The organism is Pannonibacter sp. Q-1 (assembly GCF_054073275.1).
Genome location: NZ_JBSXNB010000006.1, coordinates 290,805 through 312,145, shown reverse-complemented (window position 1 = coordinate 312,145; position 21,341 = coordinate 290,805). Strand labels below are relative to the sequence as shown.

16 protein-coding genes and 1 riboswitch are annotated in these 21,341 nt (G+C 63.0%); of the genes, 8 read left to right on the top strand and 8 right to left on the bottom strand.

Going from position 1 to position 21,341, the window contains the following annotated elements; all coding sequences use genetic code 11:
* Nucleotides 1-13 precede the first annotated feature (13 nt).
* Nucleotides 14-230, bottom strand: a riboswitch (cobalamin riboswitch).
* 318 nt (nt 231-548) lie between these two features.
* The 3 genes from preA to ACVNHC_RS18480 form a co-directional block, all read right to left on the bottom strand.
* Nucleotides 549-1,859 (bottom strand): NAD-dependent dihydropyrimidine dehydrogenase subunit PreA, encoded by a 1,311-nt coding sequence (preA, locus tag ACVNHC_RS18490; RefSeq protein WP_186391698.1) that lies wholly within the window; start codon nt 1,857-1,859, stop codon nt 549-551.
* A 28-nt stretch (nt 1,860-1,887) separates the two neighbouring features.
* Nucleotides 1,888-3,246: an NAD(P)-dependent oxidoreductase gene (locus ACVNHC_RS18485; RefSeq protein ID WP_457168556.1), complete on the bottom strand. Its 1,359-nt coding sequence runs from the start codon at nt 3,244-3,246 to the stop codon at nt 1,888-1,890.
* Nucleotides 3,247-3,628: 382 nt separating this feature from the next.
* Entirely contained in the window at nt 3,629-5,035 is a 1,407-nt protein-coding gene (locus tag ACVNHC_RS18480) for an MFS transporter (protein ID WP_457168554.1), read from the bottom strand.
* A 49-nt stretch (nt 5,036-5,084) separates the two neighbouring features.
* Between ACVNHC_RS18480 and ACVNHC_RS18475 the strand changes: the two genes are divergently transcribed.
* On the top strand, nt 5,085-5,870 hold the full coding sequence (locus tag ACVNHC_RS18475) for a LysR substrate-binding domain-containing protein (RefSeq protein ID WP_457168552.1): 786 nt from the start codon (nt 5,085-5,087) through the stop codon (nt 5,868-5,870).
* A 66-nt stretch (nt 5,871-5,936) separates the two neighbouring features.
* Here ACVNHC_RS18475 and ACVNHC_RS18470 read toward each other — a convergent pair whose 3' ends face one another.
* The 4 genes from ACVNHC_RS18470 to ACVNHC_RS18455 all read right to left on the bottom strand — a co-directional run bounded on the left by ACVNHC_RS18470 (nt 5,937) and on the right by ACVNHC_RS18455 (nt 11,207).
* Nucleotides 5,937-6,602 carry an HAD-IA family hydrolase gene (locus tag ACVNHC_RS18470; protein ID WP_457168550.1) on the bottom strand — a complete coding sequence of 222 codons (666 nt, stop codon included), beginning with the start codon at nt 6,600-6,602 and terminating at the stop codon, nt 5,937-5,939.
* 175 nt (nt 6,603-6,777) lie between these two features.
* Entirely contained in the window at nt 6,778-8,430 is a 1,653-nt protein-coding gene (locus tag ACVNHC_RS18465) for a CRTAC1 family protein (RefSeq protein ID WP_457168548.1), read from the bottom strand.
* Nucleotides 8,427-9,896 (bottom strand): di-heme oxidoredictase family protein, encoded by a 1,470-nt coding sequence (locus ACVNHC_RS18460; RefSeq protein ID WP_457168546.1) that lies wholly within the window; start codon nt 9,894-9,896, stop codon nt 8,427-8,429. Before ACVNHC_RS18460 ends, ACVNHC_RS18465 begins: the two co-directional genes overlap by 4 nt.
* A 42-nt stretch (nt 9,897-9,938) precedes the next feature.
* The gene (locus ACVNHC_RS18455) at nt 9,939-11,207 is read right to left on the bottom strand and encodes an ROK family transcriptional regulator (RefSeq protein WP_050472346.1); all 1,269 of its coding nucleotides are present in this window, start codon (nt 11,205-11,207) and stop codon (nt 9,939-9,941) included.
* Nucleotides 11,208-11,458: 251 nt separating this feature from the next.
* Here ACVNHC_RS18455 and xylF point away from each other — a divergent pair, with 251 nt between their 5' ends.
* The 7 genes from xylF to ACVNHC_RS18420 all read left to right on the top strand — a co-directional run bounded on the left by xylF (nt 11,459) and on the right by ACVNHC_RS18420 (nt 20,082).
* A complete protein-coding gene (xylF, locus tag ACVNHC_RS18450; protein ID WP_050472347.1) occupies nt 11,459-12,493 on the top strand; it encodes a D-xylose ABC transporter substrate-binding protein in 1,035 nt (344 codons plus the stop codon).
* Between the two features lie 145 nt (nt 12,494-12,638).
* Nucleotides 12,639-13,928, top strand: coding sequence for a sugar ABC transporter permease (locus tag ACVNHC_RS18445; protein WP_050472348.1), 1,290 nt, complete (start codon nt 12,639-12,641; stop codon nt 13,926-13,928).
* 3 nt (nt 13,929-13,931) lie between these two features.
* The gene (locus ACVNHC_RS18440; protein ID WP_174235484.1) at nt 13,932-14,714 is read left to right on the top strand and encodes an ATP-binding cassette domain-containing protein; all 783 of its coding nucleotides are present in this window, start codon (nt 13,932-13,934) and stop codon (nt 14,712-14,714) included.
* 154 nt (nt 14,715-14,868) lie between these two features.
* Nucleotides 14,869-16,314 carry a xylulokinase gene (gene xylB, locus ACVNHC_RS18435; protein ID WP_457168543.1) on the top strand — a complete coding sequence of 482 codons (1,446 nt, stop codon included), beginning with the start codon at nt 14,869-14,871 and terminating at the stop codon, nt 16,312-16,314.
* 1 nt (nt 16,315) lies between these two features.
* Entirely contained in the window at nt 16,316-17,632 is a 1,317-nt protein-coding gene (gene xylA, locus ACVNHC_RS18430; RefSeq protein WP_050472351.1) for a xylose isomerase, read from the top strand.
* A gap of 82 nt (nt 17,633-17,714) precedes the next feature.
* Entirely contained in the window at nt 17,715-18,452 is a 738-nt protein-coding gene (gene otsB / locus ACVNHC_RS18425; RefSeq protein ID WP_457168541.1) for a trehalose-phosphatase, read from the top strand.
* A gap of 226 nt (nt 18,453-18,678) precedes the next feature.
* Nucleotides 18,679-20,082, top strand: coding sequence for an alpha,alpha-trehalose-phosphate synthase (UDP-forming) (locus tag ACVNHC_RS18420; protein ID WP_457168539.1), 1,404 nt, complete (start codon nt 18,679-18,681; stop codon nt 20,080-20,082).
* Nucleotides 20,083-20,166: 84 nt separating this feature from the next.
* On the opposite strand, the gene hppD is transcribed toward ACVNHC_RS18420, so the two are convergent.
* Nucleotides 20,167-21,279: a 4-hydroxyphenylpyruvate dioxygenase gene (gene hppD, locus ACVNHC_RS18415; protein ID WP_122522140.1), complete on the bottom strand. Its 1,113-nt coding sequence runs from the start codon at nt 21,277-21,279 to the stop codon at nt 20,167-20,169.
* Between the last annotated feature and the right edge of the window lie 62 nt (nt 21,280-21,341).

Genomic DNA, 21,341 nt, shown 5'->3' with positions numbered 1-21,341 from the left:
CCCGCCCGGCGGTTTGAGGTCTGCTGTGATGGCAGGTCTCCTGACTTGCGGGTCGCCGCTTGCCCGGTCCTTCCCGTTCCTCGGTGGAACAGTGGATCACCCGGGGTCGCTCGCCGCCTACAGTTGCGGGGGCAGTCACGGACTTGGCGCCTGTTGGCTACACCGTACCGTGTTCCCTTTTCACCCGGCCAAGGCTTTGCCAGCCGGGAACCATCGCCGCAGATGATCAAAGCCGCCGTCCTTCCTGTCAAGCTCCATCGTCATAGATTCAGGATGGGTCTTCATACGGCGGCAGTGATATATGTAATAAGATAACATTACAACATGAGAGCTGCGACTGGATAAAAAAATCCCCGGCTGCCTATGCCGGCAGCCGGGGGAGTCGCCTCTCATCGAGCTGGGGTGGACGGTATCCCGGGGGCAGGGATGCCGCCAAAAGGCTGTGCCTTTACGCCAAGTCTTAAGATGCTGACGCATCAAGACTTGGAACGCTCAGGCGCCGCAGTGCTTGAACAGTTTCCGTTGAGCAAAGCTCTCCGGGGGCTTAATCACTCGGCGGCGATGCGGGCGCTGGGGTTGTTCGGATGTGTCGTCCAGTTGGCATAGTCCCCAGAGACGGAACGGCCCGTCCGTGGATCAACGGTTCCGGTGGCCATTGGTTCCATGGTGATGCAATTTTCCACCGGGCAGACCGAGACGCAGAGATTGCAGCCGACGCATTCTTCGTCGATCACTTCGAACTTGCGCACCCCGTCCACCATGCTGGTGATCGCCTGATGCGAGGTGTCCTCGCAGGCGATGTGGCAGCGGCCGCACTTGATGCAGAGGTCCTCGTCGATCTTCGCCTTGGCGATGTAGTTGAGGTTGAGGTAGCGCCAGTCGGTGACATTGGGCACCGCGCGGCCGGAGAAGTCCGATATCCGCTCGTAGCCGGCCTCGCCCATCCAGTCCTTCAGGCCCTCGATCATCTCCTCGACGATCTTGAAGCCATAGGTCATGGCGGCGGTACAGACCTGCACGTTGCCGGCACCCAGCGCAATGAACTCCGCCGCATCGCGCCATGTGGTAACCCCGCCGATGCCGGAAATGGGCAGGCCATAGGTTTCCGGATCGCGGGCGATTTCCGCCACCATGTTGAGGGCAATCGGCTTCACCGCCGGGCCGCAATAGCCCCCGTGGGAGCCCTTGCCGTCAATCGTCGGCGTTGGTGCCATGCGGTCGAGATCGACACCCACGATGGAGTTGATGGTGTTGATCAGCGACACCGCATCCGCTCCGCCGCGCTTGGCGGCCTGTGCGGGCTTGCGCACATCGGTGATGTTGGGCGTCAGCTTGACGATCACCGGCATGCGGGTGTGCTTCTTGGCCCAGCGGGTGACCATCTCGATATATTCCGGCACCTGGCCGACCGCCGAGCCCATGCCGCGCTCGCTCATGCCATGCGGGCAGCCGAAGTTCAGCTCCACGCCATCGGCCTCTGTTTCTTCCACGCGCTTGAGGATCGCGGCCCAGTTGGGTTCCTCGCAGGGCACCATCAGGGACACGACAAGGGCGCGGTCCTTCCAGTCGCGCTTGACGCGCTTGATTTCCTGCAGGTTCACCTCAAGCGGCCTGTCAGTGATCAGCTCGATGTTGTTGAGGCCGATGAGCTGGCGGTCCTTGCCGTGAATGGCGCCATAGCGCGGGCCGTTGACGTTGACCACATTCGGGTCCTCGCCCAGCGTCTTCCACACGACGCCGCCCCAGCCCGCCTTGTAGGCGCGCACCACGTTGTATTCCTTGTCCGTCGGCGGCGCAGAGGCGAGCCAGAACGGGTTGGGCGACTTGATGCCGACGAAATCAGATCTCAGATCAACCATGACGGGATCTCCGGAAAGAACGGCTGGCTCAGGCGCTGAGCGCCTGATGGATGGCTTCTGCGGCAACCTTGCCGTCCTCGACGGCGGCCACGGTCAGGTCTTCCCCGCCAGCGATGCAGTCGCCGCCGGCCCAGACTTTGGCCATGGTGGTTGCGCGGGTGGCGTCCGTGACGATGCGGCCCTTGTCGAGGGTCAGCGCCGCCGCCGAACCGTTCAGCCCGGCCGGGTTGAGCTTCTGGCCCACGGCCTTGAACACCATGTCGGCCTCAAGGCTGAAGGTCTCGCCGGTCATCACCAGCTTGCCCGAGTTGTCGAGCCGGGTGCGTTCCAGCTCGATGCCGGTCAGCTTGCCGCTTTCCCCGTGCATCGCCTTGGGGGCTGCCCAGTGCAGGATGCGCACGCCATTGGTCTGGGCGAGGTCCTGCTCATAGGGGCTGGCGTTCATGTGTTCCTTGCCGCGCCGGTAGGCGATGGTCACCTCTTCGGCACCCAGCAGCTTGCTCTGCACGGCAATGTCCACCGCCGTCATGCCGCCGCCGATCACCACCACGCGCCGGCCGACGGGCAGGGTGGAAAGATCCTTCGCCTGCCGCAGCTCCGCGATATAGGCGACCGCATCCACCACGCCCTCCAGCTCCTCGCCGGGAACGGACAGGCCATTGACGCCGGCAAGGCCGATGCCGAGGAACACGGCGTCGAAGTCCTTCGTCAGGGCGGAAAGGGAGAGGTCCTCGCCCAGCACCTTGCCATGCTCCACGGTGATGCCGCCGATGGAGAGGATGAAATCCACCTCGCGCGCGGCAAAGTCATCGACGGATTTGTAGGCGGCGATGCCATATTCATTGAGCCCGCCCGCCTTGGGCCGGGCATCATAGAGCGTCACCGCATGGCCATGCACGGCAAGGCGGTGGGCACAGGACAGGCCCGCCGGGCCCGCGCCGACAACGGCCACGCGCTTGCCGGTTTCGGGGGCGCGGGTGAAGGGCGTGGCGGCGTGGGTTTCCATGTAATGGTCGGTGGCAAAGCGCTGCAGCTCACCGATCTTCACCGGCTTGGCTTCGGCCTCGTTGCGCACGCAGGCCTGCTCGCACAGGGTCTCCGTCGGGCAGACGCGGGCGCACATGCCGCCAAGGATATTCTGCGCAAAGATCGTCCGCGCCGCGCCGGTGTCGTTGCCGGTCGAGATCTGGCGGATGAACAGGGGAATGTCGATGCTGGTCGGGCAGGCATTCACGCAAGGCGCGTCATAGCAGAAGTAGCAGCGGTCACTCTCCACCCTTGCCTCATGCGGATCGAGGCGCGGGTGCAGGTCACAGAAGTTCTGTGCATACTGGTCAGCCGGAAGGCGCGCAGGCGCAATGTCCGGACCAGATCTGGTCTCAGTCATGGGAGGATCTCCGGAAGGTGGCGATCTATGTTCGGCGCCCGTTTCTTTTTGCGAACAGGCTTATCCGCTCCCATTGAAGGAAAATTTGTCCAAACAGTCAAATATTTTTCGAAAGATCAATTATATGAAGATGATAATCATGTTTTTTGCAGGTGCTAACTGATTGAAATGATTTGGGGTGACAGTTCTCCAATCAACCGCCGTTCCGGCTTCATCCGGCCGGGAGAACCGGTCTTCGGGCAATCGAACCGGTCAAACCTCTCCGTTTCCGTCCTGCCATGACTTGATCATGGCATCCACACCGTCTCGCTGCATCCGGTGAGGCGTTAGCTTGGGGCCGCGAGTCAGCAAATGACCCTACTCCTGCCATCTGCTGGAAACTTTACGTTGCCCGAAAGCTGTCGTCCTCTTGTGGTTTGGATCTTTCGCGCTCCACCATGGCTAGGGCAAAGAAAGTGCCAAAGGCAAAGACAGAGATGGCGAACGCTATCCAAAGGGCTGCTGCGGACCCCGCCTTGGTCATGATGGCTGCGAATATGGGAGGTGCGGCGGCAAACGAGACATTGAGCGGCGTAGCCAACAGTGACGAGGCGCGAGCATAGGCGCTGACCGGGAAAATCTGCAGGGGTATCGTAGCGCGGGTTACAGCAGTGATCCCGCTGGCAAGTCCGTACAGTGCCGCAAACATCATGGCTCCAATGAAGCCATTGACCAGCAGAAGAATGACGAAGCTGAGGGGGAACAGGGCAAAGCCAAGCAGCCCCACGGCAAGTCCGGACCATCGCTGGCCGCCTGCGAGATCAGCCATGCGTCCTGCCCACTGGGCGATCCCGATGAAGGCGGCAGCAGTCAATGCATTGGCAGAGTCGAGCCCACGAGCTTCAAAAAGAACGATGATGGTGAGTGCAAAGCCCCAGGTGAAGAAGCCGTTTGCAGCGAAACTAGCTGACAGAAGTGCAAAGCGTGTTCGGTCGATGTGGCCATGATCACTTCCGGCTTCGGACTTGCGCTTTTCCTTCGGTTTGCGAACCAGCAAGGCCGCGTGCAAGGGTGCGCAAACAAACAGCATGAGGCCAGCATAGACGAGCAGCGTCAATCGCCATCCCAATTGCGCTTGCAGGTAGGCCGTCAGTGGCCAGGTGATTGTTGAGGTCAATCCACCAGCGATAACCAGCACAGCAAGCGCCCTTCGCGCCTTTTCGCCCGCCGCCTCAGTGGCGGCGATCTGGGCCGCAGTTGTCAGCATGCAGGCACCCGCAACGCCGAGAATGAGCCACGACAAGACATACGCCGGCAGCGCATTGGCGAAACTCATTGCGAGCAGCCCAGCAGCTCCTAGAAGAGACCCGAACACCATAACCGGCCTCGCGCCGCAGTGCTCAAAGGCCCTGCTCAGTGGCCAAGCCATCATCGCCATCACCACAAGCATGATCGTTGGTCCCATCATGACGGTGGGCAGCATAATCTCCATGTCACTGGCGATAGCAGGTCCGATGACAGCAGGTAGCCAGAATGTTGCGCCCCAGCCTATGAGTTGTGTTACCGACAGCGCCGCGACGATGCGGGCCGTGAATGGGCTGAAAGTGGTCATCGGGAGCTCAAAAAAGATAATGCTGTGGACGCCGCTGGCGCTGATGCGGGCTGATGAAAAGCCTAGGACACAGGCCAAGAAATCTTCACATGTCGCGTAGGAACATGCTTCACTCAGATGAAGGTCGCAAACGAGTTGTTTGTCGTCAGAGTGAGAAAAATTCATGCATCGTCGACATCGAACTTCACTCAACGCCATTCGCGTCTTCGCTGTCGTGGCGCGCACGAGTAGCCTCAAGGCGGCAGCGATGGAACTCGGCGTGACATCCGGCGCCGTCAGCCATCAGATCAAGAAGCTTGAGGTGGAACTCGGGATGAGTTTCTTCCATCGCCAAAGTAACGCCATCTCGCTAACGCCTGCGGGGAGCCGGTTCCATGAAGAGATTGCGCCAGCAATCGAAACCATTGAACGCTCTGTGGAGGCCTTGTACCGCGACGAAAACGAGATCAGTGTCCAAGTCTCGACCTCTTTGGCACTGCGTTGGCTCATACCGTCGCTCGATAGGTTCCGCGCTCTTTGGCCAAACGCCCGCGTCCAAGTGGACACCGGAAGAGCGCATAACCTGCTTACTGCCTTCCAACCCCATGTTGTTATCCGCTACTTTCAGCGCGGAGAGGAAGTTGAAGGTTGGAGCCTGCTTGCGCGGGACATGCGCCGCCCCGTTGTCTCTCCAAGGTTGCTGTCCGGTAGATCCTGCTCCATCGAGCACTTGCCCATACTGCAATGCACGACGGCAAACCGGGATTGGGTCTTGTGGTGCGAGAAATTCGGGTTTCCACTTGCCGATATCCCTACCGCCTATGCTTTCGATACTGACGATGCTGCATTGCATGCCTGTACGGCGGGCCTTGGCGTGGTTCTTGCTCCTCCCTTCCTGACTGCGAGGGAAATCCAGTCGGGGTCTTTGGCTGTTGTTCAAGGCTACGAAGAGGCGGTCGAGAGCGGGCAATATGGTTATCAGCGTCGGTCAGAGCAGAAGCTAGTACGTCAGTTTTGCCGGTGGATGGAAGATGAGATGCGGGAGTTTGCATAGAGTACACCAATCTCACAGTCAGCTTTCTCTCCGGGGATGTCAAAAGCTGCCACTCCGCTTCCCATCTTAAACAGTCATTGCCGCCGAGACACTGAATATGACATTGGTGAAGTCGTGAATGGTGTCGCACCCAGCCTCGAACGGATGGGGTCTGGCAGCAGTGATTACCACCACATCACTGCCTGCATTCTTGCCAGCCTCGATGCCCGCGGGAGCATCTTCAAAGATTAGGCAGTCGGAAACTGTCGCACCTAAAGCAAGAGCCGCCTTCTGGTAGCCTTCAGGGTCTGGCTTCCCGCGAACAACGTCCTCCGCAGCAATCAGGACTTCCGGCAGCGGCAAACCCGCCGCAATCAAACGCCGAACAGCAAGTTCGCGGCTCGCTGAAGTCACCACTGCCCACTGATCTCCCGGAAGCATTCCTAACAGTTCGGAGGCCCCCGCCACGGCCACGACGCCCTCTGTATCGGCAACCTCTTGAGCTTCAAGTGCAGCCGCTTCGGCCTCACAATCCATTCCAGGGCGAGCGAAGAGCATCACCGTGTCGATAGTGCGCCGTCCGTGCGAAACGGCAAGGATCGCGCTGATGTCGAGAGCATGCAGCGTAGCCCAGTTCGTCCAGACCTTTTCCACAACGGCGCGCGAGTCCACCAATGTCCCGTCCATGTCGAACAGTACGGCCTGATAAGGACGGTCCAACTTGAGCACTTCTGTATCTTCGAAATGGGTCATGGGAGGCCTTCCTTCCACACAATCGGGAACCACTGGTGCACCACTCGTAACAACGGTGTGACATCATTGTTTGGCTCTAGGGTCCGCTCTGTTCGCATTGCCGCCGTTCCCATCGAGAAATGCGAATGGCAACAATCCACCCCATCTCAGCCATTCGCGTTTATGGGTTTATGGCCTACTCCGGCAGCCAGAGTTTCGCCTCTTCCGCGCCGCGTTCGATGACCACGTGGGTGTTGGCGAAGACGCGGTAGGCGTGGCTCCATTCGCCGTCCGGCCAGCGCACGCGGATCTGGGCGCGTTCGGAGACGCCGAGGCCGAAATGGGCAAAGCCGAGCTGGCCGGAGGCGTGGCCGCCGCCAATCTGCAGGTCGCGCTCGATGGACTTGGTGCCTGCCCGCACGCTGATCTTGGCGCCGATGGCGTTGCGGTTGGGCTTGCCCGGCTGTTTCAGCTCCACCGCGACCCAGTTGCCGAGCGGGCGCGGGGCTTCGGCTGTGCCTGCGCCCGTGTTGCGGAACAGGCTGACGGGGGCGCTGCGGTTGACGACAACCAGATCCAGCAGGCCGTCCTGATTGAAATCGGCAAGCCCTGCACCGCGTCCGCGCCGCTCCAGTGCGATGCCCGCAAGGTCGCCGGTTTCGGTGAAGCTGCCATCCCACTGGCCCAGCAGCAGGTTGTCCGGGTCAAAGGCGGCAAAGTCCGGCATGGCTTCCACATTGCCCTTGGCGATGTAGAGGTCCCACAGGGTGTCGTTGTTGACGTCCTGAAATTCCGCATGCCAGCCGGTGGAGGGGCGCAGGTCCCCGCCCGCATAGGGCCGGTGCGCGGTGACGCCCTTTTCAAAGGCGATGTCCGCATAGACCGGCACCACCTCATCGCCTTCCTTTTCCAGCGTCTGCAGCTTGGTGTCGCCCATGCTTGTCAGTGCATATTCGGGCTGGCCGTCTACATCCAGATCGATGCTGGCAATGCCCATGCCCCAGATGGTGAGGCTGCGCCAGCCATCGGCGCGGCGGTAAAGCCTTGCGGGGCGGCCCGGCGGCGCGGCCCAGAGCTGTTCTTCACCGCCCCGGTAGTAATGCCGGTCGTTGGAAATGCGCAGCGAGGCTTCGCCGGAGCGGTTCCAGTCGGTGAACATCATCGACAGGGCGCAGAAGCCCGGTGTCAGCCGTTCGGTCTGCGAGTAGTCCGGCCGGTCTGTTGCCTGCGGACGGAAGAGGAAATTGTCGTGGCAGGTGCCCCAGGGCGAACCGGGCAGGGAGCGGTCCACATAATTGCCGAAGGCGAGCGCCGGATAGGCGTTGCCAGCCTCCCAGACGGCGGAGAAGGAGGTTGTCCACTCGTTGCCGCCCTTGAAGCCGAGAGAGCGGTTGGCCACCTCGAACTGGCAGTTCCCCTTGCCGCGCAGCAGGAGGTTTTCGCCCTCGCGCAGCACGGCGAGGTCCGGTTCGCCGTCATTGTCGAAATCGAGCGGATACGCGCCCAGCACCTTGGTCAGGCTGCGCTCATCGACGCCGCTATCGGTGCCTGCGAATTTCAGCGGCCCGCCGGTGGTGCTTTCGTTCACGAAAAGCCCGGCCGGGTTCTTGCCGCCGGCGATGAACAGGTCCGGCTTGCGGTCGCCGTTGCAGTCGAGGATGGCCACGCCGCCGCCGACGAAATATTCCCAGGGGCCTTCGTAGCTCTGGCGGATGCCGGCGGCTTCCGCTTCCTCCACGAAATGCGGCACGGGGGCGAGCGAGACCTTGCGCTCCTGCGCCAGCGCAGCCGTGGCGGCAAGCGGCAGCAGGGCGAGGAGAGAGGTGGTAACCGGGCGGGTGATCCTCATTTGCCAACCTCCAGGCTGCGCAGGAAGGCAATCACCGCCTGCCGGTCTTCCTCGGGCAGGGCGGCATAGGTCTTCTGCGTTTCCTCCGCCGCGCCGCCATGGGCCATGATCACCTCATGCAGGGTGGTGATGTCGTTGCGGTGGCCATAGGGCGCCGTATTGCCCACGCCCCAGAGTTCGGCGGTGATGAACACGTCCCGCTCGACGAAACGCTGGCCCAGCAGCTCGTTGCCCAGCCGGTTGTTGCGCTGGCCGGAAATCTGGTGGCGCTTGAGGTCGCCATAGAGCGGCACCAGAACGCGGCCCTTGTCATCGCGCGGCAGGGCCTTCACCCATTCGAGCGCGGACAGATCATAGACCAGCGGCGCATCCACATCCTGCCGCCGCAAGGTGCCAGCCCCTTCCACCGGACCCGGGTCCTCGAAGGCAAGGCTCTCCAGTGGCAGGGACGGGCGGTGGCAGGATGTGCAGCCGGTTGCGGCAAAGAGGTCCTCGCCCCTTGTGGCGGCCGCCTTCCAGTCATCGGGGAGATCTTGCTTGCGGCCCGGCGCGGGCAGGGTGGCCTGAAAGGCGACGAGGGCAGAGACATGTTCGGGGCGGATTTCATCGGCCACGCCGTCCATGTCGAAATCATCCGTGCCGGTCCACATGCTGCCGAAGCGCTCCTGCGCCTGCATGCCGTGATGCACGTTGAGGGCGTTGACCGAAAATTGGCGCAGGGAGGCGAACACGCCCTTCTGGCTGAAGGGGCGCAGCACCAGATCCGGGTCGATACCGTCGATGGCGGAGACGTCGATCGTGCCATCGGGATGGGCGGTCACCTTGCCGAAGCTGACGCCCTTGGTTTCGAGCGGCGCCGTCACCGGTACCTTGTCTGCCCGCGCCTTGCGCACGGCTTCGGCGCGCTGGGCTTTCAGCTCAGCCGTCATCTCCCGCGCCAGCAGCTCGATCAGGCCGGAGCCCTGCAGGATGTTGGTGCCGCGCTCGTTGGAAAACTGCGGGTCGGAGGTGTCGAAATCGGCGCTCTCGAAGCCTTCGGAGACGAAGACATTGGCGGTGAAATCCCCGGCGCCGCCGATGACTGGCTGGTGATGGCAGCCGGAGCAGGCGGCCGCATCCGGGCCGGGCATGCGGTTGAACATGTTCTCGACTGCGCGCTTGCGCTTCGTCGGCACGATGGCCTGCGTCGCCATGGGCCGTCCGGCGCCTTCCTCACGGATGAAACGCGCCTCGAACAGGCGGCGTCCTTCTTCGGCGAGAGCTTCCAGCGCGGCGGGGCTGCCGGTCTTGCGGGCTTCCTCCAGAGAGGCGCGGATGTCCTCCAGCGGCGGCGTGTGATCAACATTCCGCTCGCTCCAGCTCTGCGCCTGCGCAGATGCCGCGAGGCCGAGCCACAGCGCGCCTGCTCCTGCAAGCGCCGCTGCAAAAGGCGGCCATATGCGGCCTCGTTCCTGTCTCCCCCTCATGCCGTCTCTCCCCCCGGCTGCGGTTCATATGTGCCGCAGCGATCAGATCCCTTTGCTGGCGCCTTGCCGGATGAGGCTCGCTCGGGGGCTTATGCCCTCCGGCTGGCCGGTCAGGTTCTCATCCAGCCGCCGCATGGCCTGTGCGACAAGACCGCGGCGGATGAAGTCCTCGTTCCATTCCACCACGTCAATCACCAGATGCCGCCGCAGGTCCTCCACCAGCACCTCCTCAAGTGCCTGATGCATGCCGGCTTCCATGAACTCGAAGGCCTCGATGCCCGCGCCGGTCAGCACGATGCGCGCCGGCTCGATGATGGCCAGCAGCCGGGCAAGACCAATGCCGAGCGCTTTGCCGGCGCCATTGAAGACGGCGCGCACATGGGGGTCCCCGGCTTTCGCCTTGCCATAGAGATCGTCAAAGGTCTGGCTGTTCACGGGCAGCGAGCGCGGGTCCGTGTCATCCGGCAAGCCCAGCACCTGACGCAGCAGGGCGTAGTCTGCAAGATAGGCCTCAAGGCAGCCGCGCTTGCCGCAGCGGCACAGGGCGCCGCCGGGAATGTGGTTGGCATGGCCGATTTCCGCCGCTGCGCCCGTGGCGCCGACGAAAAGGTGGCCATCGAGAAACAGGCCCATGCCGACGCCGTAGTCCACCATCAGGACGGCAAAGGTGCCGCTGTAGCGTTCTGGCTCCGACCAGTGCAGCGCCTCGGTGATCATGTTGGTGTCGTTGGTCAGGAAGCAGCGTGCCCCCAGCCGGGTGCGGATGGGGTCGACCACGGGGATGTTGCGGCCGCTGAAGGCCGGGCTCCAGACGATCTCGCCCCGCATCCGGTCCACGATACCCTGCGAGGCGACGCCGATTTCCTGCACGGTCGCCGGATTGGCGCCCGACTCCTCAACGAAGCTTGTGATGGTGCTGCACAGAAGATCGGGAAAGCTTTCCGCATCGGCCCGCGTGGTGTCGAAGGGATATTTGCGGCTGAAGATGATCCGGCCGGTAAAATCGGCCAGCGCCAGATCGATCCAGTTGACCGAAATGCGCAGGCTGATGACGCTGGCCGCGGCCCCGTTGAGGGCCAGCATGCTGCGCGGCCGGCCCCGTGACTGGGCAGCGCGGGGCTCTTCGGTCTCGATCCCGGCAATCAGGCCTTCATCCAGCATGTCGGAGGTGATGGCGGTGATCGTCGCAGGGCTGAGGCGCGTGGCCCGTCCCAGATCGATGCGCGCCATCTGCCCTTCGCGCCGCAGCGTCTGCAGGATGATGCTGCGGTTGCGTTTGCGGATCTGGTCCCTGTTCGCTGTCTGCGTCATGTCCTGACGTAGTTCCCGTGCTGTTTCCGTCCCTGACCTGCCAGTCTTTATGCCGCCAGCATGGTCTTCAGCGTAATGAAACCGTTTCCGGTCTCCAAAAGCATGTTGACAGGCGGCGAGCTTTGGAGCAACTTTTTTTCGGGCGCCGAAAAAAATAAAGGTCCGCCCGCTGAGATGGGGGTTCGACACTCTCAGGATTGAAGGAGGCGGCGCCGGGAGAAGGGTGACGCCTTTCAGGAGGAAACAACGCAATGCGCAAGATTGCCATGATTTTTGCGGGCGCGCTCATGTCTGCGACCGCTCTGACTGCTGCCGCACAGGCGCAGGATGTCGTCGTCGGTGTGAGCTGGTCCAACTTCCAGGAAGAACGCTGGAAGACCGACGAAGGCGCGATCAAGGCCGCTCTGGAAGCTGCCGGTGCCAAGTACATCTCTGCTGATGCCCAGAGCTCTTCTGCCAAGCAGCTGTCCGATATCGAAGCCCTGATCGCACAGGGCGCCACCGCCCTCGTGATTCTCGCACAGGACGCCCAGGCCATCGGCCCGGCCGTGCAGGCCGCTGCCGACGAAGGCATTCCGGTTGTCGCCTATGACCGCCTGATCGAAGATGCCCGCGCTTTCTACCTGACCTTCGACAACGTTGAAGTGGGCCGCATGCAGGCCCGCGAAGTCCTGAAGGCTGCGCCGGAAGGCAACTACGTCATGATCAAGGGCTCCTCCACGGACCCGAACGCCGACTTCCTGCGCGGCGGCCAGCAGGAAGTCCTGCAGGAGGCGATTGACGCAGGCAAGGTCAAGATCGTGGGCGAAGCCTACACCGACGGCTGGCTTCCGGCCAACGCCCAGCGGAACATGGAACAGATCCTGACCGCCAACGACAACAAGGTGGACGCCGTTGTTGCTTCCAACGATGGCACCGCAGGCGGCGCCGTTGCCGCTCTGGCGGCCCAGGGCATGGAAGGCATTCCGGTTTCCGGCCAGGACGGCGACCATGCCGCTCTGAACCGCATCGCCAAGGGCACCCAGACGGTTTCCGTGTGGAAGGACTCGCGCGAACTCGGCAAGACGGCTGCCGAAATCGCCGTGGCTCTCGCCAAGGGCGGTGATCTGGGCAGCGTTGAAGGCGCCGCCCAGTGGACCTCGCCGGCCGGCACCGAGATGACGGCGCGCTTCCTGGCTCCGGTCGCGATCACCAAGGACAACCTCAATGTTGTCGTGGACGCAGGCTGGATCAGCAAGGACGCACTCTGCCAGGGCGTTTCCGGCGGCCCGGCTCCCTGCAACTAAGGCCTGACCGGTCAAGACCTTGCACTGCCCCGGATGGTTCCGGGGCAGTGTTTCCGATGTGAAACCGCAGCGCTTGCTTGACTGACCTTGGGTCACGCGCTCCAATCGGCACATCAGGACCGGCTTTTCAACCAGGAGCACTTCGATGTCGAATGCAGACCTGTCCGGGGCGAGGACTCCGGCGGCCCGCTCGTTTTTATCCGCGCTGCAGCTGGACACGCGCCTGCTGGGCATGATCGGGGCGTTCATCGTCCTCTGTCTCGTGTTCAACGTGATCACGGACGGGCGTTTCCTGACACCGCGCAACATCTTCAACCTGACGATCCAGACCGTCTCGGTCGCCATCATGGCAACGGGCATGGTCTTCGTCATCGTCACCCGCCACATCGATCTGTCCGTCGGTTCGCTCCTGGCGACGGTCGCGGCGGTGATGGCGGTCGTGCAGACGCAGGTTCTGCCCTCAATGCTTGGCCTCGGCCATCCGTCCATCTGGATCCTTGCCATTCTCGCCGGTCTGGTGGCCGGTGTCGCGATCGGCGCGGCGCAGGGCTGGATGATCGGCTATCTCGGCATTCCCGCCTTCATCGTCACGCTTGGCGGTTTGCTGGTCTGGCGCAACGTGGCCTGGTTCATCACCGACGGCAAGACGATCGGCCCCCTCGACCAGACCTTCCTGCTGCTCGGCGGCACGGGCGGCTCGCTTGGCGAAACCTGGTCCTGGGTCTTCGGGCTCGTCTGCGTTGCAGCTTCCATGGCCCTGTTGTTCTCGGCCCGCAAGCGCCGCGCCTCGCATGGCTTTTCCGTGAAGCCTGCCTGGGCCGAAGCCGTGATTGCAGCGGTGATCTGCGGTGCCATTCTCGGTTTCGTCGCCGTGCTCAATGCCTATGACATGCCGGTGCAGCGCGTGCAGCGCCTGTTTGCGGATCGCGGCGAGACCATGCCGGAAGGCTTCCGCATGGGCTACGGCATTCCGATCTCGGTGCTGGTGCTGATCGTCGTGGCTGTGGCCATGACTGTTGTCGCCCGCCGCACCCGCCTTGGCCGCTACATCTTCGCAACCGGCGGCAACCCGGATGCGGCCGAACTGTCGGGCATCAACACCCGCCTGCTGACGGTCAAGATCTTCGCGCTGATGGGCGGTCTTTGCGCCATCTCCGGCGCGGTGGCAGCAGCCCGTCTCGGCTTCTCCACCAACGACATCGGCACGCTGGACGAACTGCGCGTCATCGCGGCGGCCGTCATCGGCGGCACGGCGCTCTCCGGTGGTGTCGGCACCATCTACGGAGCGATCCTGGGTGCGCTGATCATGCAGTCGCTGCAATCCGGCATGGCCATGGTGGGTGTGGATGCACCGCTCCAGAACATCGTCGTCGGCATCGTGCTGGTCTTTGCAGTCTACGTCGACATCATCTACCGCAAGCGCACGGGGGATTGATCCATGGCGCCTCTGGTCGAAATGAAAGACATCTGCATCTCGTTCGGCGGGGTGCGTGCGGTGGATCATGTGTCCATCGACCTCTTCCCCGGTGAAGTGGTGGGCCTGCTGGGCCACAATGGCGCGGGCAAGTCGACGCTGATCAAGATCCTGTCCGGCGCCTACCGCCAGGACAGCGGCGAGATCCTGATCGATGGCCAGCACGCCACGATCCACAGCCCGCGTGATGCGCGCAAGTACAACATCGAGACCATCTACCAGACGCTGGCGCTGGCCGATAACCTCGATGCCGCTTCCAATCTGTTCCTCGGCCGCGAGCTGGTGACGCCATTCGGCTTCGTCGATGATGACGGGATGGAAGCCGAGACGCGCAAGATCATGGGACGGCTCAACCCGAACTTCAAGAAGTTCAAGGCTCCGGTGAAGGCCCTCTCGGGCGGTCAGCGCCAGTCGGTCGCCATTGCCCGCGCGGTTTATTTCAACGCCCGCATCCTGATCATGGACGAGCCGACGGCTGCCCTTGGCGTGCATGAGACGCAGATGGTGGCGGAGCTGATCGAGGAGCTGAAGCGTCAGGGCCTCGGCATCTTCCTCATCAGCCATGACATCCACGATGTGTTCAAGCTGTGCGACCGCATCGCCGTGATGAAGAACGGCCAGCTGGTCGGCACTGCCAAGACGACGGATGTGACCGATGATGACGTGCTGGGCATGATCATCCTCGGCAAGTGCCCTCCCGGCGCAACACCGGGGCCGGGTGCACTGAATGATGCGGCGGCGGCCTGAACGCCTGACCACTTGACCACGCGGGAGCCTGCGGCATCGCAGGCTCTGGCAGAAACGGCCGTCATCGGCTAGAAGAAGCAGTCCCCGGACAGGTGCGCACAGAAGCGCCGCCTGCTCCGGGGTTCTTTCGGATCAATTTTGAGGGGCGTACCTCATGTATATCGGCCTTGATATCGGCACCAGTTCGGTGAAGGCGATCCTGATGGATGACAGCCAGGCGGTGCTCGCCTCGGCCAGTGCCCATCTGACGGTCGAGCGCCTGCATCCCGGCTGGTCGGAGCAGGACCCGGACAGCTGGTGGACGGCGCTGGAACAGGCGATGGACGAGCTTGCCGCCTCCCATCCCAAGGAGATGGCAGCGGTGCGTGGCATTGGCCTGTCCGGCCACATGCACGGGGCCACCTTGCTGGATGCAGCAGACAAGCCGCTGCGCCCCTGCATCTTGTGGAATGATGGCCGCTCCGCCGCGCAATGCGCGGATCTGGAAGCGCGCGAGCCCCGGTTCCTCAGCCTTGGCGGCAACCGGGTGATGCCGGGCTTCACCGCGCCGAAGCTGCAATGGGTGCGCGAGAACGAGCCGGAGATCTTTGCCCGCACGGCCAAGGTGCTGCTGCCGAAGGATTACGTCCGCCTGCGCCTGACCGGCGAGCATGTGGGCGACATGTCCGACAGTGCCGGCACGCTGTGGATGGATGTGGCCGCCCGCGACTGGTCCGATGCGCTGCTTGAAGCGACCGGTCTCAACCGCAGCCACATGCCGCGCCTTGTCGAGGGCTCGGATGCCAGCGGCCGCCTGCGGCCGGAACTGGCACAGCGCTGGGGCATGGCCTCTGCGCCGGTGGTGGCCGGTGGCGGCGGCGACAATGCGGCCTCGGCCTGCGGCACGGGTGCGGTAAAGCCGGGCTCGGCCTTCGTCTCGCTCGGTACCTCCGGCGTGCTGTTCGTCACCAATGACCGGTTCTCGCCGAATGTGGGCAGCGCCGTGCATGCCTTCTGCCATGCGGTGCCGGATACATGGCACCAGATGGGCGTGATCCTGTCGGCAACCGACAGCCTCAACTGGCTGTCCAAGGTGTTGCGCCGCCCGGCGCAGGAGCTAACGGGGCTCGTCACGGAGCTGAAGCGGCCTTCGGATGTGATGTTCATGCCGTATCTGGGCGGCGAGCGCACGCCGCATAATGACGTGGCGATCCGGGGCGGCTTCTTCGGCATCTCGCATGACACGGATGAGGCGGAGTTGACCCATGCGGTGCTGGATGGCGTCGCCTTCGCCCTGATGGACTGCCTCGCGGCGCTGACCTCTGCCGGCACGAAGGTGGAGCGTGTCACCGCGGTGGGCGGCGGTTCGCGCTCGCGCGTCTGGCTGGAGATCATCGCCACCGTTCTGGGCGTTACCGTCGATCTGCCGCAGGATGGCGACTTCGGCGCCGCGCTGGGCGCTGCCCGCCTCGGTCAGGCGGCGGCGGACGGTTACTCCGATGCGCTCTTCAGCGCCCCGCCGATGGCCGCTGCCATCGACCCCAACCCCGCTCTTTGTTCCGCCTATGGCGAGGCCTATGCCCGCTGGCGCAAACTCTATCCCGCAGTGAAGGAGATCTGACGTGGCTACTGGTTTTTTTGACGGCCTGGAGCCGGTCCGCTTTGTTGGCCCGGATGCCAAGGACCCCTATGGCTACCGCTTTTACGACAAGGACCGGGTGGTCCTTGGCAAGCGCATGGAAGACCATCTGCGCCTTGCCATCTGCTACTGGCACTCGTTCTGCTGGCCGGGCGGCGACCCGTTCGGCGGCGACACCTTCCAGCGCAAGTGGATGGCCGCCGGTGATCCGATGGAACAGGCCCGCCTGAAGGCTGATGTTGCCTTCGAGATGTTCCAGCTGCTGGACATGCCCTTCTTCACCTTCCACGACCGCGACATCGCGCCGGAAGGGGCGACGCTGGCCGAGAGCAACGCCAATGTGAACGCCATCGCCGACATCTTTGAAAAGAAGATGGCCGAGACGGGCGTCAAGCTGCTGTGGGGCACGGCGAACCTCTTCTCCAACCGCCGCTTCATGAGCGGTGCCGCCACCAACCCGGATCCGGAAATCTTCGCCTATTCGGCAGCGCAGGTGAAAAACGCCATGGACGTGACCAAGCGTCTGGGCGGTGCAAACTACGTGCTGTGGGGCGGCCGCGAGGGCTATGAAACCCTGCTCAACACCGACCTAAAGCGCGAGCTGGACCAGCTCGGACGCTTCCTGTCCATGGTGGTGGAGTACAAGCACAAGACCGGCTTCAAGGGCACGATCCTGATCGAGCCGAAGCCGCAGGAGCCGACCAAGCACCAGTATGACTATGATGTCGCCACCGTCTTCGGTTTCCTCAAGGCCTATGGCCTGGAGAACGAAGTGAAGGTGAACATCGAGCAGGGCCATGCGATCCTTGCCGGTCACTCCTTCGAGCACGAGCTGGCGCTGGCCAATGCACTGGGCATCTTCGGCTCGGTGGACATGAACCGCAACGACTACCAGTCGGGCTGGGACACGGACCAGTTCGCCATGAACGTTCCGGAACTGGCGCTCGCCTATTACGAGATCCTCAAGGGCGGCGGCTTCACCACCGGCGGCACCAACTTCGACAGCAAGATCCGCCGCCAGTCGATCGATGCCGCGGATCTGATCCAGGGCCACATCGGCTCGGCAGACGCCATTGCGCGCGGCCTGCTGGCTGCGGCCGCCATGATCGAAGATGGCCGTCTCGGCGGTTTCGTCGAAGACCGTTACGCCGGTTGGTCCAAGCCGGAAAACGCTGCAATCCTCAAGGGTGACGTGTCGCTGGAAGCTCTGGCTGACCGCGTTCATGCCACGGATCTTGAGCCGCAGCCGAAGTCCGGCCGTCAGGAATATCTGGAAAGTCTCGTCAACCTCTTCGTTTGACGTCTTGCAATCATCCGTCCCTGCTCTGGAGAAAATCCGGGGCAGGGGTGGACTTTTCCCGCGTGTGTCTTAAACTGAGCACATGCAACATTCCGTCCGTCTGCAGCCCGATAGTGCTCTTTTTCTCGATTTTGATGGCACGCTGGCAGCTCTTGCGCCCCGGCCGGAGCTTGTAGACGTTGATGAACAAGTGATCAGCTTTCTGAGCCGGATCAATGATTGTCTGGGCGGTGCCGTGGCCATTCTCACTGGCCGGCCCATTTCCCAGATCGACGGCTTTCTCCACCCCCTCGCACTGCCCGCCGCAGGGCTCCATGGGCTTGAATGGCGCAGCACCGCTGCTGCTGATCCCGTGCGTGCCAAAGCCTCGCCGGACCTGCAGTATCTGCGGAGGTCGGTGGAAGCCAGTGGCCTGCTGGCCGACGGCATCATGCTGGAAGACAAGGGGGCGGCCATCGCGCTGCATTACAGGTCCGTTCCCCATCTGGAAGGCGCGCTGGAGGCTTATCTTGCGCGTGTTCTGACCGGGCTGCCGGATCTGCATGTCCTGCGCGGCAAGATGGTGATGGAAGTCAAACCCGCGACTCATGACAAGGGGCTGGCGCTGCGCCAGTTCATGGAGCAGCCGCCCTTCTGCGGTCGGGTGCCGGTCTTTGCAGGCGATGATGTGACGGATGAGGATGCCATGGCGGCCGCGCTCGCCCTTGGCGGCAGCGCGCTCAAGGTGGGCGAGGGGCCAACCTGTGCACCGGCACGCTTGCCGGATGTGGCTGCGGTGACGGACTGGCTGGCGCAGCAGGTGCGCCATCTCACGGCTTAACTCCGGCAAACGGCGGTTTCAGGGTGTCTGGAACAGCCATTGCGGGAACTCTTTGCTGCCTTGACTGTTCAGTCAATGGCGTTGTGCGCTGCATAAGTAAGGTCAAGGCGTGATGCGTCAGCATCCCGGAGCCTTGGTTTCACCGTGTCTTGAGAGGGCATTTCATCTGCTGCCTGCCTGCTGTCAGGTTTCCGGCACATCAATCAGAGCAAAGGAGGCGTAGGCCATGGGACGGCTTGTTGTGGTATCAAATCGGGTGGGCCCGATGAAGGACACAGGCAAGGCTGGAGGGCTCGCCGTGGCTCTGGTCGATGCGCTCACGAGTTCCGGCGGACTGTGGTTCGGCTGGAGCGGCAAGATCTCCGAGGAAGGCACCTTCGGCCCCTTTCAGCAGCAGAAGACGAAGTCGGTCCAGCTGGTGCAGATCGACATGAATCAGGCCGACCATGACAATTTCTACGCCGGCTATGCAAACCGGACGCTCTGGCCGGTGCTGCATTACCGGCTTGATCTGGCTGTCTTCGACCGGGCCTTTGAAAACGGCTACCGGCATGTGAACGAGCGCTTTGCCTCCCGGTTGCATCCATTGCTGCAACAGGATGATTTCGTCTGGGTGCATGACTATCACTTCATGCCGCTGGCCGCGACGCTGCGCCAGATGGAGGTGAAGGTTCCCATCGGCTTCTTCCTGCACATCCCGTTTCCGGCGCCGGAGGTTCTGGCGGCGCTGCCCAACGCGGGCGCGCTCATCCGCACCATGCTGGCCTATGACGTGATCGGCTTCCAGACCTCACGCGATGCCGCCAACTTCCGCCGTTTCGTGGTGGATGAGCTGGGGGGCACCAAAGGTGCGGGCGGAGTGGTGAAACTGCAGGACCGGCAGGTGCTGGTGAAGGCCTATCCGATCGGCATTGACGCGGAGGCCTTCGCACGGTTTCCCGAGACGCCGGATGCGCAGCGGAACTCCGCCCGCCTTGCCAAGCAGCTGGCCGGGCGGCGCCAGATCGTCGGCGTGGACCGGATCGATTACACCAAGGGTCTGCCGGAGCGCTTCCGTGCCTTTGCCCGGCTGCTGGAGGATTACCCGGAAAATCAGGGGCAGGTGTCGCTGATGCAGGTGGCGCCGCCGTCCCGGGCGGAACTCGACGCCTATATCGATATCCGGCGGGAGCTGGAGGGGCTGACCGGCCATGTCAACAGCCGCTTTTCGCAGCTGGACTGGACGCCGATCCGTTTTCTGGCACGGGCTTTTCCGCGCCGGGTTCTGGCGGGGCTCTACCGGTCGAGCCACGTCGGGCTGGTCACGCCGCTGCGCGATGGCATGAACCTTGTGGCCAAGGAATATGTGGCGGCGCAGGCGCCGGAGGATCCGGGTGTGCTGGTGCTGTCCCGCTTTGCCGGTGCGGCAGAAGGCATGCCGGAGGCGATCAGCGTTAATCCCTATTCGGATGAAGACGTGGCGCGCGGGCTCCAGCGGGCTCTGACCATGCCGCTGGACGAGCGCCGCGCCCGCTGGCAGCCGATGTTTGACCGGCTGTGCCGCGAGGACGCGAAAAACTGGTCTTCTTCCTTTGTCGCCGATCTCATGGCATCCCGGCGGGAGGTTGGGGCCTCGTTGACGGCGGCCTGATGCCAAGGCGGGTGCCGCCGCCACATCCCTCCTTGAGTTGCGCTGGCCCCGCCACCTTCCGGCAGCGGGGCTCCCATGCTCAGGTTACTCCGCAGCATCCACCTTGATGACGCCGCGGCGGATCTGGTCTTCCTCGATGGATTCAAACAGGGCGCGGAAGTTGCCCTCGCCGAAGCCTTCGTCGCCCTTGCGCTGGATGAACTCGAAGAAGATCGGGCCGATGACGGTCTTGGAGAAGATCTGCAAGAGGATCTTCGTCATGCCACCATTTACCACGCCTTCGCCGTCAATGAGGATGCCGTGCTTTTTCATGCGCTCCAGCGGCTCGTCATGGCCGTTCACGCGGGCCTTGGACATCTCGTAATAGGTGTCGGGCGGGCCGGGCATGAACTTCAGGCCGTTGTCCGCCAGAAGGTCGGTGGCGCTGTAGATGTCATCCGTGCCCACGGCGATGTGCTGGATGCCTTCGCCCTTGTACTTGCGCAGATATTCCTCGATCTGGCTGGTGTCGTCCTTGGACTCGTTCAGCGGAATGCGGATCTTGCCGCAGGGCGAGGTGATGGCGCGGCTGACAAGACCGGTGATGCGCCCGTCAATGTCGAAATAGTGGATCTGCCGGAAGCCGAAGAGGTTGCGGTAGAAGTCCCACCACTTGTCCATGTTGCCCCGGTAGACATTGTGGGTGAGATGGTCGAGGTAATAGAAGCCGACGCCTTGCGGCTTCGGGTCCACCGGCCCCAGCCATTCGAACTCTGCCGAATAGGCCGAACCCTTTTCGCCATACTGATCGATGAAATAGAGCAGCGAGCCGCCGATGCCGATGATGGCCGGCACGTCCAGCGTCTTGCCGTCTCCTTCATAGGGCGTTGCGCCCATCTTCACGGCATGGTCAAACGCCTTTTGTGCATCCACCACGCGCCAGGCCATGGCCGGTGCGCAGGGGCCGTGGGCCTCGACAAAACGCATGCCGTAGGAGCCGGGCTCGGCATTGAGGATGTAGTTCACATCGCCCTGACGGTAGACGGTGATGTTTTTCGTCCTGTGCTTGGCCACGGGGCTGTAGCCCATGCGGCGGAACAGGGCATCCAGCTTCTCAGGCTCCGGATGGGCAAATTCCACGAACTCGAAGCCGTCGGTGCCTGCCGGGTTTTCAGCCGTGATGGTGGCGGGCGGTGCGTCGTGCGGGAAAGGTCCCATGCTGTCCTCCTCTTGATGGTGAGACAAGCTTGCGCTCCGGCGCGCGCAATGTGTGTGCAAAG